The organism is Shewanella sp. MF08487 (genome assembly GCF_050848685.1).
In the GTDB taxonomy this organism is placed as follows: Bacteria; Pseudomonadota; Gammaproteobacteria; order Enterobacterales; family Shewanellaceae; genus Shewanella; species Shewanella glacialipiscicola.
In genome coordinates this window covers 1-15,727 of the sequence record NZ_JBOZPB010000002.1, presented here as the reverse complement: position 1 = coordinate 15,727, position 15,727 = coordinate 1, and the positions used below count along the sequence as shown (strand labels likewise).

General features: G+C 44.9%; 15 protein-coding genes, 2 pseudogenes and 1 riboswitch. Of the genes and pseudogenes, 8 read left to right on the top strand and 9 right to left on the bottom strand.

Features of this window, described 5'->3' with window-relative positions:
- Positions 1–12 precede the first annotated feature (12 nt).
- Positions 13–1,080, bottom strand: a complete 1,068-nt coding sequence (locus tag ACRN9H_RS01400; RefSeq protein ID WP_432312140.1) for an alkene reductase — start codon at positions 1,078–1,080, stop codon at positions 13–15.
- A 132-nt stretch (positions 1,081–1,212) separates the two neighbouring features.
- On the opposite strand from ACRN9H_RS01400, the gene ACRN9H_RS01395 reads away from it, so the two are divergent.
- Positions 1,213–1,794, top strand: coding sequence for a TetR/AcrR family transcriptional regulator (locus ACRN9H_RS01395; RefSeq protein ID WP_432312139.1), 582 nt, complete (start codon positions 1,213–1,215; stop codon positions 1,792–1,794).
- A 112-nt stretch (positions 1,795–1,906) separates the two neighbouring features.
- Here ACRN9H_RS01395 and ACRN9H_RS01390 read toward each other — a convergent pair whose 3' ends face one another.
- The 4 genes from ACRN9H_RS01390 to ACRN9H_RS01375 all read right to left on the bottom strand — a co-directional run bounded on the left by ACRN9H_RS01390 (position 1,907) and on the right by ACRN9H_RS01375 (position 5,226).
- Entirely contained in the window at positions 1,907–2,185 is a 279-nt protein-coding gene (locus tag ACRN9H_RS01390; RefSeq protein ID WP_115406081.1) for a heavy-metal-associated domain-containing protein, read from the bottom strand.
- The gene (locus tag ACRN9H_RS01385; protein ID WP_432312343.1) at positions 2,182–2,499 is read right to left on the bottom strand and encodes a hypothetical protein; all 318 of its coding nucleotides are present in this window, start codon (positions 2,497–2,499) and stop codon (positions 2,182–2,184) included. Before ACRN9H_RS01385 ends, ACRN9H_RS01390 begins: the two co-directional genes overlap by 4 nt.
- Positions 2,500–2,515: 16 nt before the next feature.
- The gene (locus ACRN9H_RS01380) at positions 2,516–3,655 is read right to left on the bottom strand and encodes a transglutaminase-like domain-containing protein (RefSeq protein WP_432312138.1); all 1,140 of its coding nucleotides are present in this window, start codon (positions 3,653–3,655) and stop codon (positions 2,516–2,518) included.
- Between the two features lie 290 nt (positions 3,656–3,945).
- A complete protein-coding gene (locus tag ACRN9H_RS01375; protein ID WP_076496538.1) occupies positions 3,946–5,226 on the bottom strand; it encodes an amino acid permease in 1,281 nt (426 codons plus the stop codon).
- A 256-nt stretch (positions 5,227–5,482) separates the two neighbouring features.
- Here ACRN9H_RS01375 and ACRN9H_RS01370 point away from each other — a divergent pair, with 256 nt between their 5' ends.
- From ACRN9H_RS01370 to ACRN9H_RS01360, 3 genes are read left to right on the top strand one after another with little or no spacing between them, the layout of a single operon-like run.
- Positions 5,483–5,866: a RidA family protein gene (locus tag ACRN9H_RS01370; RefSeq protein ID WP_432312137.1), complete on the top strand. Its 384-nt coding sequence runs from the start codon at positions 5,483–5,485 to the stop codon at positions 5,864–5,866.
- Between the two features lie 25 nt (positions 5,867–5,891).
- A complete protein-coding gene (locus tag ACRN9H_RS01365; protein WP_432312136.1) occupies positions 5,892–7,166 on the top strand; it encodes a serine dehydratase subunit alpha family protein in 1,275 nt (424 codons plus the stop codon).
- 50 nt (positions 7,167–7,216) lie between these two features.
- Complete coding sequence (locus tag ACRN9H_RS01360) at positions 7,217–7,876, top strand: helix-turn-helix transcriptional regulator (protein WP_107883425.1); 660 nt, start codon at positions 7,217–7,219, stop codon at positions 7,874–7,876.
- Between the two features lie 78 nt (positions 7,877–7,954).
- On the opposite strand, the gene ACRN9H_RS01355 is transcribed toward ACRN9H_RS01360, so the two are convergent.
- Positions 7,955–8,869 (bottom strand): DUF368 domain-containing protein, encoded by a 915-nt coding sequence (locus ACRN9H_RS01355; protein WP_432312134.1) that lies wholly within the window; start codon positions 8,867–8,869, stop codon positions 7,955–7,957.
- Positions 8,870–9,093: 224 nt separating this feature from the next.
- On the opposite strand from ACRN9H_RS01355, the gene ACRN9H_RS01350 reads away from it, so the two are divergent.
- The 3 genes from ACRN9H_RS01350 (at position 9,094) to ACRN9H_RS01340 (ending at position 11,626) form a co-directional block, all read left to right on the top strand.
- Positions 9,094–9,594, top strand: coding sequence for a hotdog fold domain-containing protein (locus tag ACRN9H_RS01350; protein WP_006085741.1), 501 nt, complete (start codon positions 9,094–9,096; stop codon positions 9,592–9,594).
- Positions 9,595–9,906: 312 nt separating this feature from the next.
- A complete protein-coding gene (locus ACRN9H_RS01345) occupies positions 9,907–11,103 on the top strand; it encodes a DUF418 domain-containing protein (RefSeq protein ID WP_432312133.1) in 1,197 nt (398 codons plus the stop codon).
- Positions 11,104–11,149: 46 nt separating this feature from the next.
- Entirely contained in the window at positions 11,150–11,626 is a 477-nt protein-coding gene (locus ACRN9H_RS01340) for a DUF1294 domain-containing protein (protein ID WP_432312132.1), read from the top strand.
- Positions 11,627–11,768: 142 nt separating this feature from the next.
- Here the strand turns inward: ACRN9H_RS01340 and ACRN9H_RS01335 are convergent.
- A pseudogene (locus tag ACRN9H_RS01335) lies at positions 11,769–12,013 on the bottom strand (TIGR00366 family protein); the annotation flags it as partial.
- Between the two features lie 73 nt (positions 12,014–12,086).
- Between ACRN9H_RS01335 and ACRN9H_RS01330 the strand changes: the two are divergent.
- Positions 12,087–12,557 carry an FKBP-type peptidyl-prolyl cis-trans isomerase gene (locus ACRN9H_RS01330; protein WP_432312131.1) on the top strand — a complete coding sequence of 157 codons (471 nt, stop codon included), beginning with the start codon at positions 12,087–12,089 and terminating at the stop codon, positions 12,555–12,557.
- A 132-nt stretch (positions 12,558–12,689) separates the two neighbouring features.
- Here the strand turns inward: ACRN9H_RS01330 and ACRN9H_RS01325 are convergent, their stop codons facing one another.
- Positions 12,690–15,296, bottom strand: coding sequence for a glycosyl hydrolase family 18 protein (locus tag ACRN9H_RS01325; protein WP_432312130.1), 2,607 nt, complete (start codon positions 15,294–15,296; stop codon positions 12,690–12,692).
- Positions 15,297–15,409: 113 nt separating this feature from the next.
- Positions 15,410–15,498, bottom strand: a riboswitch (cyclic di-GMP riboswitch).
- 136 nt (positions 15,499–15,634) lie between these two features.
- Positions 15,635–15,727 (bottom strand): annotated as a pseudogene (locus tag ACRN9H_RS01320) (IS5/IS1182 family transposase); the annotation flags it as partial.

The following is a 15,727-nucleotide window of genomic DNA, read 5'->3' as shown; positions in this document are numbered from 1 at the left end:
TATCAAGCAAAATTACACTAAGCTTGCTAGCATTTCGTCACTGTAAGGCACAAGTTCAACGCCATCACGTACGCGAGCAACATAGTCAGGATTAGCAATGAATGGACGGCCAATAGCAATCAAATCAAACTTGTTCGCCGCAATCGCTTCACTGGCAGTTTCAGCGCTGTAACTTCCCACTCCCACTAAGGTTTTGCCATAGTGTGCGCGTACATAGCTTGAAGCGTTGCCGCCTAGATAGTCGAATTCCATACTGTCATCGAAAATCCCAATATGCACAAAGGCGATATCGCGTGACTCTAGTTCCGGCAAGAAGTAATCGAACACTTCGCGGTCACGGCTATCCGCCGCCATATTGAAATAAGCCCCAGGTGAAATCCGCAGACCAGTTCTGTCTTTGCCGATACGAGCCACAACAGCATCGACAACCTCAAGCGCAAAACGGGACATATTGGCAGGTGTTCCACCGTATTCATCGGTGCGGCGATTGCTGTCATGGTGTAAGAAAGTATCAATTAAATAACCATTTGCACCGTGGATTTCAACGCCATCAAAACCAGCTTCAATGGCATTTTCCGCCGCTTTGGCGTAATCACGCACTAGGCCTTGAATATCCTCGAGTGTGGCTGGTTTTGGCGTGACATAAGTTAGCTCACGCATTCTTGGCACGCTGCCTTCAATCTTCTGTGCTGATGCAGCAAGCACATCGCCACCACCGAAAAAGTGTGGATGTGCAACACGGCCCGTATGCCATAACTGCACAAAAATCTTACCGCCATTGGCATGTACTGCATCGGTCACTTTACGCCAGCCAGCAATTTGCGCTTGAGTAAAAATACCAGGGGTATTTGGGTAACCTTGGCCATCAGGACGAATAATCGTCGCCTCTGTGATAATCAAACCTGCTTCGGCGCGGCGTTCATAATAAGCAACCATATCGTCGGTTGGCACCAACTTAGCATCCGCCATACAACGGGTTAATGGAGCCATGAGAATACGATTTTTTAAGCTAATAGTGTCGTTAAGCGAGTAGGTTTCGAACAGATTAGCCAATAGATTTGGCGCAGTTTGTGTGGTCATTTTTCTGGTCCCATTCTTGAATATGCGTTCAAGATATTATTATTTGAACAATCATTCAAGTTTATTTTTGAATGTCCGTTCAAATTTAGGTAGAATTTCGCCTAAGTATTTCAACTAGGTGAATTAAATTCGATGCGTAATGCAGAGTTCGATCGAGAGCAGGTACTTCGCGGCGCTATGGCTGCCTTCATGCACAAGGGTTACACCAAAACGAGCATGCAAGATCTCACTCAAGCCACGGGGTTACATCCAGGGTCGATTTACTGTGCTTTCACCAATAAACGCGGATTATTAATCGCGGCCATTGAACAGTATCAACTAGATAGGAGCGAGCAATTTAACCGTTTGTTTGCCAATAGCGATAATGTGATCGCCAATTTTAAAACATACTTAGATTATCTGGTTATTGAGTGCTTAAGTTGCGATAGTGGCCAAGCCTGTCTATTGACTAAGGCGCTCAATGAAATTGCAGAACAAGATGTTGAAATCCAAAACATCATCAACCAGTATCTGCAAGCCATGCAGTTGGCGTTGATGCAACAATTCGCCGCAGCGAAACTGCAAGGTTTGTTGCAAGGTCATCGCAGCAGCGAGCAAAGAGCACAATATTTAATGATGGGAATTTATGGTTTAAGAACTTTCGCCCACACTCACCCTGAAGCGAAAACCTTACAACATCTTGCCGAACAATTACTGACTGACGTTTGCCAATAAGCCATTTCACGCTCAATTTTAAACGACGTAAAATGGCCTATACGAGCGGGATAAAACCGATATTTGGCCGCACTTAACGATACGATGTGTTCCGATAAACGCAGCTTTTTAGTTAGTTCTCTATTTTATTAATACTGCCCTTATACCCAGTTTTATCGACCGCCTTGAGCAAGATGTCTAGATTAAAATCCTCAGGCACAGTCACTATGGCTTGCTCGGTTTTTAGCGAAGCCTTAGCCTTAATCACACCATCGGTTTGTCGCAGGGCTTTATTGACGACAGTGACACATAGCGGGCAGGTCATGCCCTTAACATCTAAGGTGACTTGCCTATTTGCCGCCCAGCTCGATACTGAACAAAAAATCAAGGCAAGAAATAGTACTAACTTCATTCAAAAACCTCTAATAACCAAGGTAATACAAAGGGATATAACTGAAAAGCCAGCACTATAGGCACAGTTAACCAGTAGAGCCATACCATCTGAGCACGGCTTAACGTCGCGGTGCACAATGGTTTTTTCGCAAAATAGAGCCGCCAAAATCCCATTAAGATAAGCCCAGTGGACAATATCAACATAGGAACTTGCAGCCAGCTTAGTTGCTCTATCCCCGACAGGCTCGCGGCCGACACACCGAATACCAGATAAATAAGTGGCGCAATGCAGCACAAACTTGAAGCCACTGCAGCAATAACGGCAGCGGCCATAGTCGCAAAGAGTCCCTTAGCGTTGTTCGGTTGACTGGTAGTCATAGGCAAATACTTTAGGCTCATAATAATTCACAGGATCGCCATCAACTTCCGCGTAGGGATAACCAAAGTTATTCAATGGTGTTTGCTCAGCTTCAGGGAATAAATCAAAGTCTCGGCCATAATTAAAACCAACCCAGTTCATTTCCCAATTGCCAAAGAGGTAATCATTAACTGCCTGAACAGCAGGATCGCTATGCTCTTTTTTCTCGGTTAAACGCATTTTAGTCACATCAGCAGGATCGGCAGGCAACCAACCATAACCCGCTAAATAAAACATAGCGCGGCAGTGCTGACCAGCACTAACATCGGCAACGCCTTTGTCATCAGCACTACCAAACGCTTTCTTAGAATATTGACCCATCTTGATCGCCTGACCTAAGCGAATACCAAACATTTCGCGGGCAGGAATACCCACGGCGCGCATTAGCGCTACAAATACGGAGTTAATATCGGTACATTTACCGCCCAATATGCCACTGGTTAAAATACTAGCCACATCACCCGAACCACAGCCAATCACACTATTATCGCGGAACATATTGGCGCTCACCCAAAGATAAATCAGCCGCGCTTGTTTTAATGGTTCTGTTTCGCTACCCACGATTTTATCTGCGGTTAGCTTCACAATACCGTTAATTGGCATATGTTTAGTGGGTAATAAATAGTGCTCAACATCTGCAGGATAACTAATTTCTGTTGGCGTACGGTAATGGGCCAAGGCGCCGCTTTTCAAGGGTTCCCAATCTAACGTTTCAATATCGAGCTCAACCGTCATGGTCATGCTCGATTTAGCATCTGGCCAAGTTGCAAACAAGGTTTTAGCACCGTAACGGTTATTTGAAGTTATGTAGGCATCTTTAAAACTGCCAGTAAAATTCAGCTTACGCACCCATTGGAATTGCGTGTCTTCTGGTAGCGGGATCCACAACTTAACCACGCCTTCAGAGCCTTCTGGGGCAACAAGTTGGTAAGTATTGATTAGAGTAAAATGGCGGCGTCCATCCGCTGAACTATGCTCAACACTCGATTGAGAAGACGAAGCCAATACCGGCGTGATAAACCCCGCGGTCGACAAAATAGCCGCACTTTTTAGAAAATTGCGTCTTTGCATGATGACATTCCTTAACATTATTGAGCACGAGAAAAAAGATATGACTAGAGTGACTATGCGCCATTATAAGGGCTCTCACTGTCAGCACAATAACGCCGTTATCTCAGTCGTAAAAAACACGCTAAAGAGCACATTAAGCCGACAACTTCTCATAAAAAACAGACAAAATAGCCCACAAGAGTGTTAAATCTCACATAAAAAAACAGGTGTTGATCAATTCAACACCTGTTTTTTATAGTTAAATTTAACTTCGACTTGAGGTTAGTTAGCTAACCTCAAGCGCTTTAATGTTAACTAAACGCCAAGAACGGGGATATACACAGTAATAAACCGGTAATGATAATAATGTATAAAGACGCGCCCTTGTACTTATGCAGCGCTGGCACTTGATATACTAAATAAGCAGGGATAAGGCATCCAACCAAACCAAAAATAGGACTACAAATTGAGGTAAAACTTAACACTGGGGCATTTAATACAATCGCACCCCAAGACAGTAAAATGGTGAAAATCATGATGCCGTAACCAACCAGCTTTTTGTTGATACGATCTTCAGGCATATAGCGGCGTAGCATGTTCATAGTCAAACCTTGGCAAGCTTCCCTAAAACCTAAATACACCCCAAAGTAAGCCGTCATTACTGCAAAAATATTTAAGGTCAGGCTGAGTAGTTTAAGCGTTTGTCCCTGCATACCTTGGGCGACCATAGCTAAGGCCGAGATATTTTCTTCTGATGCACGCACCGCTTGATCATGTCCCATCGCTAGCGTGAATGACACTGCATAAAAGAACACCACAACAAACAAGATACCAAAGGCAATGTTCATCGCCCGCATGGCTTTAAAACGGGCAACAGCTAAAGATTTTTCCCGCGAGCGGTATGAAATCACCATTGGACTCAAGCTTTGAATGAAGAGAATCGATGTTAGCGTGAAAGGCAACATAACGATGGCATCTTTTAACCAATCCCCTGTTGCTGGAATCGCGCCAATATTATTGATATCCCACTTATCCACCATTAATAACCCTAATACAGCGACCACGCCCAACTTAGTCAGCACCATAAAAGTAGATATTTTGAATAATAGATTTTCACCACGTGATGCTAAAGCGACTAAACCACAAATCAGCAATAAACCGTAGAAGGGATTATTCGACAGTAATTCCTTTGTCACGCCAAAGCTTTGCAAGAATGAGGCGCTATCGTTAGTAATGGCTGTTGAATAAACAAACACCCAAATAACCAACATAGTGAAGTACAAGCCACCCAATAACATGCCCCAGTTTTTACCTAAGTAACCCGAAATCACACTCGGGTAATCTTTACATTCTGGTGATTCTGCTAAGGTGTTGATAAACAAACGCTGAAACATATACATAGCAGGGTAGCCAATTACGCCTGACAGTAAAAACACCCACAGGCCCATTAAACCGACCTGTACGGGCAAAAATACGATCCCCGCGCCAATTGCCATGCCGATACTCATAATAATCCAGCCCCAATCCGTACTATCGAAGCGGGTATCTATTTTCCATTGGGCAGCATTAGCCGCCGTCATTGTTGCATCCATCATTTCACCTTTACCTTGTTGCTATTATTTTTTGCAAATATATTTGAATGAAATAAACTCAGCAACTAATACGTTCAACTTTTATTGAACAAAGCGCTAACGCTCACAACTTGGCTAAAATTGGGATTAATAACGCACAAATTGCAGATGCAAATCAAATCCATTAAAAAATAATTGCAACAAAGCCTAAAAATACAAATAATGTTGCACATCAGCCGACCGCGGTATTCAATTTTATTTGCAAGCTGGAGAAACAATGAAAACGATTATTAACGCAGAACATGCTCCCGCAGCCATTGGCCCATACTCCCATGGCACAACTTATGGCAATCTGATTTTCACCTCAGGCCAGCTCCCTGTATGTAAGAAGAAGGGCAGCGTCGTTAACGGTGGGATCACAGAGCAATCGATTCAGTCGTTAGAAAACCTTAAATACGTGCTCGAAGCTGGTGGCGGCAGTTTAGAAACTGTCCTAAAAACCACTTGCTATCTTGCCGAAATCAGTGACTTTGCCGCGTTTAACGACGTGTATAAAAGCTATTTTAAAACCGACTGCCCAGCACGTAGCTGTTTTGCGGTAAAGGACCTTCCACTGGGCGTTAAAGTAGAAGTCGAAGCGATAGCACACGTTAAAATGTAAGTATTAATATAAGGTTATAAAGCTCATGAAACCCCAATGGCAACAATATATTCAAATTATCAAACAAGTTGTTAAGCCCGCATTGGGCTGCACAGAGCCTATCGCTGCCGCTTACGCCGCCGCTGTGGCCCGCGCTTTACTCGGCGTTGAACCCGATTCAATTGCAGTACAAGTGTCTGACAATCTTTATAAAAATTCTATGGGTGTATTTGTACCTGGCACAGGCAAAATTGGTCTTGCAATTGCCGCCGCTGCGGGTGCCATTGCGGGTAACCCTGATGCCGGTCTAGAAGTGTTGGCGGTGATAACACCTGAACAAGTTGCAAAGGCACAAGCACTGATCGATACGGGTAAAGTGACCGTTGAACGTACACCAACGGCAGAGTTTATTTATTGCTGCGTGATTGCTAAAAAGGGCAGTCGTGAAGCCCTAGTTAAAATTTGTGGCGGCCATACATTGATTGCCGAAAAACGCCTTAATGGCGAGTCGGTCTTCATTGTTGATAGTACAAAATCGACAGCCACGGGCTCAATTTGTGAAGGCGTGGATATTACTATCGAATCCATTTATCACTTTGCGGATGAAGTCCCCTTCGAGGAGATCAAATTTATCCTTGAGGCTTCTGAATTAAACGGCAAATTATCCGATGAAGGCATGGCTAATCCCTATGGTCTGGAAGTCGGCCGTACCATGAAAAGCGGTATCGCCGCAGGCATTATTGGTGAAGACTTACTCAATAAAATCGTTATGTTAACTGCGGCGGCGTCTGATGCACGCATGGGAGGTGCTAACTTACCCGCCATGAGTAATTTTGGCAGTGGTAACCAAGGCATTGCCGCAACCATTCCAGTGGTATTAACGGCGCAATGCTATAACGCTTCGGAAGAAAAACTCGCCCGAGCTTTGATTATGAGCCACCTTGGGGCAATTTATATCAAATCCCATTACCCACCATTATCGGCATTTTGTGGTAATACAGTCACCAGCGCCGCAGCCTCTATGGCGATGGTATATCTAGCCGGTGGCTCATTCGAGCAATCTTGTTTCGCAATTCAAAATGTTATTAGCGATAGCTCTGGCATGGTGTGTGATGGAGCAAAAGCCTCCTGCGCCATGAAGGTCAGCACTTCATCTAGTGCGGCCGTGCGCTCATTTTTAATGGCACTCAGTAGTCACAATGTCTCCGGCCAAGGTATTATCGCTACCGATGTAGAGAAAACCATTAAAAATATTGGTAAAATGATCCTCAATGGCATGTCATCCACAGATGTTACTATTATCGATATTATGTCGGCATAGTAATTTTGACTCGCTGCTCATTAGCGGGTTAACAACCCAAGGTTGAAACTTTGAAACTGCAAGATTTAACGCAAAGTGATCTGGATATTCTTAAATCCATCGAAAATATCGTCGATGGTATCGCAGCCATGTATGGCCAACACACTGAAGTGGTATTGCACAGCTTAGATGCTAAACATCCGTCGGTAGTTAAAATAGCCAATGGCCATGTGACAGGCAGAGAAGTGGGCGCACCAATCACTAACCTTGCCTTGCTTAAGCTCAAAACGGGTCAAGATATTTCTAATTCTTATCTCACTAAATGCACTAATGGAAAAACGCTAAGATCGATTACTACGGTGATCCGTAACCGTAAAAATCAACCAATAGCCTTACTGTGTATTAATAGCGATATGGATGCGCCGCTGCAATCAGTGCTACGCACTATGATGCCAGATAATTTACTAAATATTGAAGTCACCAGTTCACCCGAAACGTTTGCCCGTAATATTGATGAAGCATTGCACAGCACCATTGACAGTATCAATCATGAAGTGCGCTCCAATCCTTCGATTTCGACCTCACAAAAGAGCCGCGAAATCGTCAATCAACTACATGAGTTAGGTATTTTTGAACTCAAAGACAGCGCCCAAGTCGCGGCGACTCGATTAGGGATTTCAGTGCATTCAATTTACCGTTATCTACGGGAAATTAAAGCTAATCAGGCATAACCTCGATAACAATAAAAAAGCAGCGATTTATCGCTGCTTTTTTATTTGATAACTTAATCACCTCAAAATGAGTAAGGTTCAGCTCCTCTTACCCACTTTCTCTAACCCCCAAACCAGTGCTATTGCCGCCAACATACACACGATGGCAAAAGCGAGTTGTGAAGGTTGGCCTGTAATGTGTTCAAAATTAAGTGGCGAAATATTTTGCTCTAATAAAGGTACTTGTTCGCCATGTGAATTTGTCCGCCAGGTTAAGGTTTCTTTCCACGGCCAAATTTTACCTAAGGTGCCTAACATCAAACCGGTTAAAAACACGATAGTCGCATCGTGATATTTTCGCAGTAGTGCCGACAATAAATGGCTAAAAGTCAATAACCCCATCACTGCGCCAACGGCGAAACAGGCCAAAATATCGAGCTGAAAATCTTTAGCCGCCGCGAGCACCACAGGATATAAGCCTAACAATAATAAGATAAAGCTGCCTGAGATCCCCGGTAATACCATAGCGCAAATGGCAATCGCGCCACCGAAGAAGATGTTGATATAACTGGCTTCTACCGCGACAGGATTTAGCACAGTAATCGCCCACGCCGCTAGCACACCTAAGGCAAATAAACCTAAACGTGCCACAGTGAAACCACTCACTTGCTTAAGCATATGCACGACAGAGATAAGAATAAGCCCAAAAAAGAACGACCAAATCGGGATGGGATGTACCGCCAACAACCAAGAAATCAGCTTCGCAAAGGTAAAAATACTGGTCAGGATCCCCGCCAGCAGACTCACTAAAAAGCCACCATTAATATGGGCAAATGCCCCTTTTATGCCCTGCGACTTGATTACGCCCCAAAGGGAAGGATTAATGCGTTTTACACTATCGAGCAAGGTATCGAGAATACCGGTAATAAACGCTATGGTGCCGCCCGAAACGCCAGGCACTACATCAGCAGCGCCCATGGCCATTCCCTTAAAATACGTCAGCAAATATTTCACTGTGAGTCCTTGTAGTTAAATCAAAATACCCTTGCCGCTACACGACAAATTGGCCGCAATTATACGGTGTTACACTTAAAACCGCGAAATGAAGTTTACTTAATTAAGTCGACTGGTATTTGTTGTTATCCTAATGTTACACTCATCCGACCAGAGCAGTCCAAGCTCAACTTGGAACAGGCTCAAGATAACCATATCCCTTTGCATCATTATTAAGGATGACCATGAGCCAGACAGACTCTTCTAGCACTGCAGAACAAAAACCAAATAAAGTGCTCGCGCTCTACCACAAAACTCGCCGTTATCCCTTCGGCCAAAAACTGTTTTCAATCATGGTGTCACGCATGGCGCCCTATTTTGGCACCATCAAACCACTGATCACTGAATTACGCCTTAATCATTGCGCCTGTTTAATTAAAAAACGCCATGCGGTACATAATCATATAAAAACTGTGCATGTGATTGCGATTTGTAACGGCCTAGAAATGGCCATGGGCGTGATGGCCGAAGCCTCAATTCCAAAGCATTTACGTTGGATCCCTAAGGGCATGAGTTTGGATTATACGGCTAAAGCCGGCAGCGATATTTTGTGTATCGCCGAAGTGACCCCAGAGCAATGGACTCCTGGCGATATGCTCGTCCCCGTTACCGCCTACGACACCCAAGGTGTGGTCGTAGTAAAAGGGCATATCAAGTTGTGGATATCTGAAAAGCCGCAAAAATAGTATGACCTCATAGCGAAACGGCCGGCTGCCGCATTCAATGGGCTAAAGTGACAGGCATTGGCCTAATACGATCTTACAATGACAACAGATACATAACTTTAGCGTTAACTATCCTAAATGGTGGAACGAAAGATATTGGCAAGTCGTTAATCGTGCAATTTTCCATTAGGTTTTACGCTGCCTATATTCCACTGTTTATATTCTACTATCTAGGTTTTCTATATTTCATTGAGGGCGAGTGCCTGCTAGGCTAGCCCCTTAAATCAGCTCAAAAAGTCAAACATGCCTACTAGCGAAAGGAACTCAGCTAACGTGCCAGTCAACCAACCTAATGATGTGTGGTCAACTCCGCCTTCGGGAGCCATATTGCCAGCCAACGCTAGCTTCATACCCATACAGCGTAATGCCAATATCGATGCGATTCGCGGTTTAGCGGTGTTGGGGATATTTTTCATGAATATCTATTTTATGGGGATAACTTTTTATGGCTATGCCCCCCATGAAATACAGCCGCTGTCGGATCACATTATCAAAGTGTTCAGTCACTTTTTTATTGAGGCACGCTTTATCAGTCTGTTTTCCATCTTGTTTGGCGTCGGGCTTTTTATTCAGTATCAGCACTTTAACACCCAAGGATTAAATGCGTATCCGCGGTTACGTACACGCTTAAAGTGGTTGATGGTATTGGGTTTAGTCCATGGGATTTTTATTTGGTCAGGCGATATTTTACTCACCTATGGGATCAGCGGATTTTTAGCTTTGTGTTACAAAGATTTAAGTGTTGATGCCCTTAAACGTAAGGCCAATATCTTCATTTTCAGCGCCTTAGTGATCATTACCCTGATCACGCTTAGCAGCGGTGATAAACCTTTTACCCGCGAGTCGAATCTATTTACGGAGCAATATAGCGCTTGGACATCAAGCTATGTAGACCAACTCGTGTTGCATTTGATGCAAGTTGGCTATATGGCACTGGTGACCCCTTTTACCTTAATGTGGTTTACCGCAGGCTTAATGTTGCTCGGCATGGCGCTTTATCAGCAAGGGACGTTTGAGCAGGGATTTAGCAAAGCTACGCTCATAAAATTGGTGATAGCCAGTGTAACGCTTTCACTAATAGCGACACTCTTAGACTTAACGCAACGCCCAATTTTAGTCGCTTTTTCAGATATTTTAATCATGCTAAGTGCTATTCCGACGGCGCTGATTTATATCCATATTACAGTCAAAATTTGTAAAAATAGCCCTAAAATACTCGCTCCATTACAAAATGTAGGCAAACTCGCGTTTAGCCTCTATATTCTGCAATCCATCGTTGGCGTGTTAGTGTTTAGACACCTCGCCCCCGAATTACTCTTACACTTAGATAGATGGCAATATATGCTCATGGCACTCATTTATTCAGTAGTGCAACTGCTACTAGCCAGCCTCTATTTATGCTATTTCAAGCAAGGGCCGCTAGAAAAGCTTTGGCGCCACCTCGCGTTTAAAAAATACGCAATATCATAAGTACAGAACCATATTTAGCACAACGATACGAGATTGATACCTGACCATGACGAATAGAAAAACAGCCAAAACGAGCAACAACGCCGCATCTCAAACAAAGCGTACTCAAAAGAGCCGACCACAAAGCAGTCGCACTCAAAAGTCCAACGCAGACGCTTCAAGTTCAAGCATCATGCCATTGTTGTTAGTGGTGATTTTTCTTGCTGGGTTAATTGGTGCAGCGCAGCAGCATATGTTGCCTATTGGCATTGTGGGTATTTACCTCACGCTTAGCTTACTCAGCTTTATCGCCTACGCCATCGATAAATCTGCCGCCAAGCGGGGTAAGTGGCGCACTAAAGAGAGCACCTTGCATCTACTTGCCCTTATGGGCGGCTGGCCTGGCGCCCTGTTTGCCCAAAACGTGTTAAGACACAAGTCAGTTAAGGCCTCATTTAGAAACGTTTTCTGGCTCACCGTTATCGCCAATTTAGCCGTACTAGCTTATGGTATCCAAACTGGCGCTATAGATATGTTTATTTAATAGCGATACCTGCGTTGATACGGGGCATATATAAGTTAGGTTTACACTGTGACTCAAACACCATAAAAAAGGGCAATCTAAGCTTGCCCTTTTTACTCACTTAACTGTGGAAGATAAGATTAACTTAGCCGCTTAGTTATCTTTAGAACCAGCTCAAGGCGATACTGATAATCACGCCAGTGATTATCAGCTGCATTAAACAGCTACATCAAATAAAAACCCATAATATCCCGGGCTTTTAAGCCCGCCATTGCCTGCACTGGCAATGCCCAAAAAAGGTTGAATAAGGTTAGTCTACGCATCGCACCAAGCAACGGCCATAACAACCCGAGCAGCATCGGCGCCTAAAGCTTGCGCATCGGGTAACATAATCGGTGCCTGCACAGCCAGCGTGCGCAGTGATAGCATCTGATGCTAAAAAACTGATAATATGGCAAAAATTAACTAAGGTGCTCTTTATATGAAAATGTTACTTGCCGTTGTGGTGATTGCTGGGGTGATTTTTTACTTCTTTACCTCGATGAACGGCCAAAAAGCCGCCCAAGAGAATATCCGTTTAGGCAATGAATTTTTAACGCAAAACAAAACCAAAGAAGGTGTCATCACCACAGCTTCGGGTTTGCAATATCAAGTGTTAACTAAGGGTGATGGCACAGTTCATCCTAAAGCCAGCGATACAGTGACAGTGCATTACCATGGCACTTTGATTGACGGTACTGTGTTTGATAGTTCGGTTGATCGCGGCGAGCCTATCGCATTTCCGCTTAATCGGGTGATTAAAGGCTGGACCGAGGGCGTACAACTTATGGTTGTTGGCGATAAAGTGCGTTTCTTTATCCCGAGTGAACTCGCCTACGGTAACAGCAGCGCGGGTAAGATTAGCGGTGGTTCAATGTTAATTTTTGATGTAGAACTGCTTAAGATTGATTAAATCAGTCTTCAATGAATCAGTCTTAACGCATTCGGCTGTATTCATAAAATAAGCCTAACGCTCAATAAAGAAAAAGCCCTGAACCTTCGCAGGGCTTTATTTTTTAAACAATAATATCAAAAATTTGGATGATTATTGACAGCTTGCTGCGCCAATATCAACCCATACCGCCGCAACGCCCGGTACATCACCTTTAGTCCAGTAACTCGCCTTCCATACACGACCATTATAGCTGGTGGTTTGACCACCGTTATACACCACACTCGCATCCCAACCGAGATCAACTTGGCTAAGCAACTGCCATTGATCAGCACTGCGAGATGGTGTATTGCCCTGCGTCCAGTACTTCGCTTTCCATACCAACTGACTGTGGCTCACAGTATCGCCCGTATTGTACACCCCACTGGTTTGCCAAGCAGGATAGTTACCGGTATTAGGATCGGTTGCATCACAACCACCACCGATTACTTTTGGCGTCACGGTCAGATTCGTCGATGCGATCGCATCTAAGGCACCATCGGAAACCAGTACGCTCAAACCATAGCGGGTCGCTTCGGTGACATTAGGCCCAGTGACAACTAACGTGGCACTATTTTGTCCGGTTGCCGACACGCCAGCAGGCACAGTCCAAGCATAGGTTAAGGCATCACCGTCGGCATCAGAGGCACTCGCTACTATGCTGACGGTTTTACCCGCTTCCACTGTTGCAGTGGCAGCCACACTCACCACGGGAGCTTGGTTCGGTGTATCCGCCTTATTAGTCACTGTCACTGAATCCGTGGCAGATAACCCTTCAGGATCTGTCACTTTAAGGCTAAAACCATAGGCAACATCAGTTTGCGTTGCAGCCAATTGAATCGCCGCATTCGCCATATCCGCGTTTGTGATGGCAATCGTTGGGCCAGAGATTTGAGTCCAAAGATACGTCAGCGCCTCATTTTCAGGATCGCGCGAACTGCTACCATTGAGCGTCACATCGGCGGGACCGGTGATATTCACATCCGCGCCCGCATTGGCAATGGGCGCTTTATTCACTGGCGGAGTGGTGCCTTCACCATGGCCTAAACCTTCGTGCATGGCATTCAGAATGTCGCCATTATCGGCATCAAGTTCCCACGCAAAAAGCCCACCAAGTTGATTAGAAAGCACATATTGCCCCTTGGCTTTAACTGAACGAGCATCATCGAAAGTGATTAAATCCCCCGTAGATGCCTTGAACAATGATGGCGCCTCAGCCGTTTCATCATAGCTGTAAGTCCAACCGCTCCCCATGTACTCGTTCACTATCTGGCGATAATCCACCACGCCATCTTCCCATGTGCCTTTCACTTTGCCCGTTGCCGTCCCTGTGAATGGGTTATTACCCGTGTAGCCATTCACGCCTGTCCAGCCACGGCCGTACATAGCAGCACCGACCACAATTTTCCCAGGGGTCACACCTTGGCCTAACAGCGCATTAACGCCATTAGCTGTGGTGTAACGAGTATTAGGATCCCAACTCGCTTCATACAGATTGGTTTGATGGCCGAGTTCAGTATTAGTCCAACCACCATTAAAGTCGTAACTCATCAAGAAGATGTAATCCATGTACTGCTGAGCAGCCTGATAATCGACTTTTTGAATTTTATCGTCACCAGCGCTAATAGCTGAGGTCAGCTCATAGGTACGACCCGTTTCGGCGCTTAGTTCATCAAGCATGGCGCGCAATTCACGCATCAGGGTCACATAGGTTTCACCGTCATTGGCATTGCCTAAGTTTGGATTTGCACCACTGCCACCGGGGAATTCCCAGTCAATATCAACACCGTCAAAGAACTTCCACGTTTGTAGGAATTCCTTCACCGATGCGACAAAAGTATCGCGCTTACTTTTATCACCGAAGAAAAAGAAGGGATCAGATAGCGTCCAGCCACCAACCGAAGGCAAAATCTTTAGATCGGGGTGGGCTTGCTTGAGCGCCATCAATTGACCGAAGTTGCCTTTGTAGGGATCAGAGTAGTCACTCACCCCCGCCTGTGGCATTTGAATTGCCGCCCAAGGATCGTGGATAGCGACTTTAAAATCTTCACGGCCACTACAGGCACGTTGCAGCGCTTGGAAACTGCCGTCGATTTCTTTCAAACTATCGTTAATGCCATCACCACCACAAATAGGGGTAAAGCCATATAAAATATGAGTTAAGTTATGTGCAGGGATCTTATCGACCGGGAATTTACGACCGTATACGCCCCATTCGACAAAGTAACCTCCCACCACTTTGCCTGATTTATTAGCATAGGGACGGTTGTTTTCTTTTAGGGGAGCATTGAGTGGCACTAAATGGCTGCCATCGGTATCGGCCACGAGGATTTCTTTGGCATCGCTCTGCGTACAACCATCGCTGTTACACAGTTGCACTTGTATCTGATAACGGCCGCCCTTGTTCACCTTAAAGTTAGCGGTGCCCGAAGCGCCTGAGGGGCCTTCCCAAGCTACATTACCGTTGAGCAGCACTTGGGCTTTATTGCCCACATCACCACTCCAAAGGTTCCAGCTGACGGACACATCGGCAGCATCTTTAATGGTCACCAACTGATTGTAAGCGGTAGCCGCTTGATTAACTTCAATAATAGCGAACTTGGTTTCGCCCCAACCTATAGTCGGTTTGCCGGGCGCTGCGGCAAATGCACTGACACTCACGGTAGATGCCAGCGCCGATGCCACCAGCAAGGCTGATGTTGAAATTTGAGTCTTGAACATGAGATATCCCTATTGAATTTTTATATGAATCAATAAGGCAAACAAAGCGTAGACAGGAAACAACACTCTCTTAAAACCATGCAAAACGACTGACAACTGCACGAAGAAAAACCTGTGGTATCCCCGCTATCATAGGTACAGACGAACCCTTAGACCGGAGGCTTTGCGTCCCAGTTTTTCAACTGGTTTGCCTTTTACACGCAATGACAACGTTGTCATTGCAATAATCAGCATAGACGTAAGCGCAATAAAAATGCAACAAAATATTATCAACCAAGGTAGTGGCTAAAATCGCAAATAGAACTAGGGTCTGTTGATCTTTGCTGTACAAATGTTGCTCAGCAATACATCGGCAGCCACATTAACATAAACGCCAGTGACACCATACTGGCGTAATTTCTTGCTAGCTTGTCATATCTTGTTGATATTGC

Coding starts and splice junctions, on each gene's coding strand:
- ACRN9H_RS01400 (WP_432312140.1), bottom strand. CDS start 1,080: ATGACCACACAAACTGCGCCAAATCTATTGGCTAATCTGTTCGAAACC.
- ACRN9H_RS01395 (WP_432312139.1), top strand. CDS start 1,213: ATGCGTAATGCAGAGTTCGATCGAGAGCAGGTACTTCGCGGCGCTATG.
- ACRN9H_RS01390 (WP_115406081.1), bottom strand. CDS start 2,185: ATGAAGTTAGTACTATTTCTTGCCTTGATTTTTTGTTCAGTATCGAGC.
- ACRN9H_RS01385 (WP_432312343.1), bottom strand. CDS start 2,499: ATGGCCGCTGCCGTTATTGCTGCAGTGGCTTCAAGTTTGTGCTGCATT.
- ACRN9H_RS01380 (WP_432312138.1), bottom strand. CDS start 3,655: ATGCAAAGACGCAATTTTCTAAAAAGTGCGGCTATTTTGTCGACCGCG.
- ACRN9H_RS01375 (WP_076496538.1), bottom strand. CDS start 5,226: ATGGATGCAACAATGACGGCGGCTAATGCTGCCCAATGGAAAATAGAT.
- ACRN9H_RS01370 (WP_432312137.1), top strand. CDS start 5,483: ATGAAAACGATTATTAACGCAGAACATGCTCCCGCAGCCATTGGCCCA.
- ACRN9H_RS01365 (WP_432312136.1), top strand. CDS start 5,892: ATGAAACCCCAATGGCAACAATATATTCAAATTATCAAACAAGTTGTT.
- ACRN9H_RS01350 (WP_006085741.1), top strand. CDS start 9,094: ATGAGCCAGACAGACTCTTCTAGCACTGCAGAACAAAAACCAAATAAA.
- ACRN9H_RS01340 (WP_432312132.1), top strand. CDS start 11,150: ATGACGAATAGAAAAACAGCCAAAACGAGCAACAACGCCGCATCTCAA.
- ACRN9H_RS01330 (WP_432312131.1), top strand. CDS start 12,087: ATGAAAATGTTACTTGCCGTTGTGGTGATTGCTGGGGTGATTTTTTAC.
- ACRN9H_RS01325 (WP_432312130.1), bottom strand. CDS start 15,296: ATGTTCAAGACTCAAATTTCAACATCAGCCTTGCTGGTGGCATCGGCG.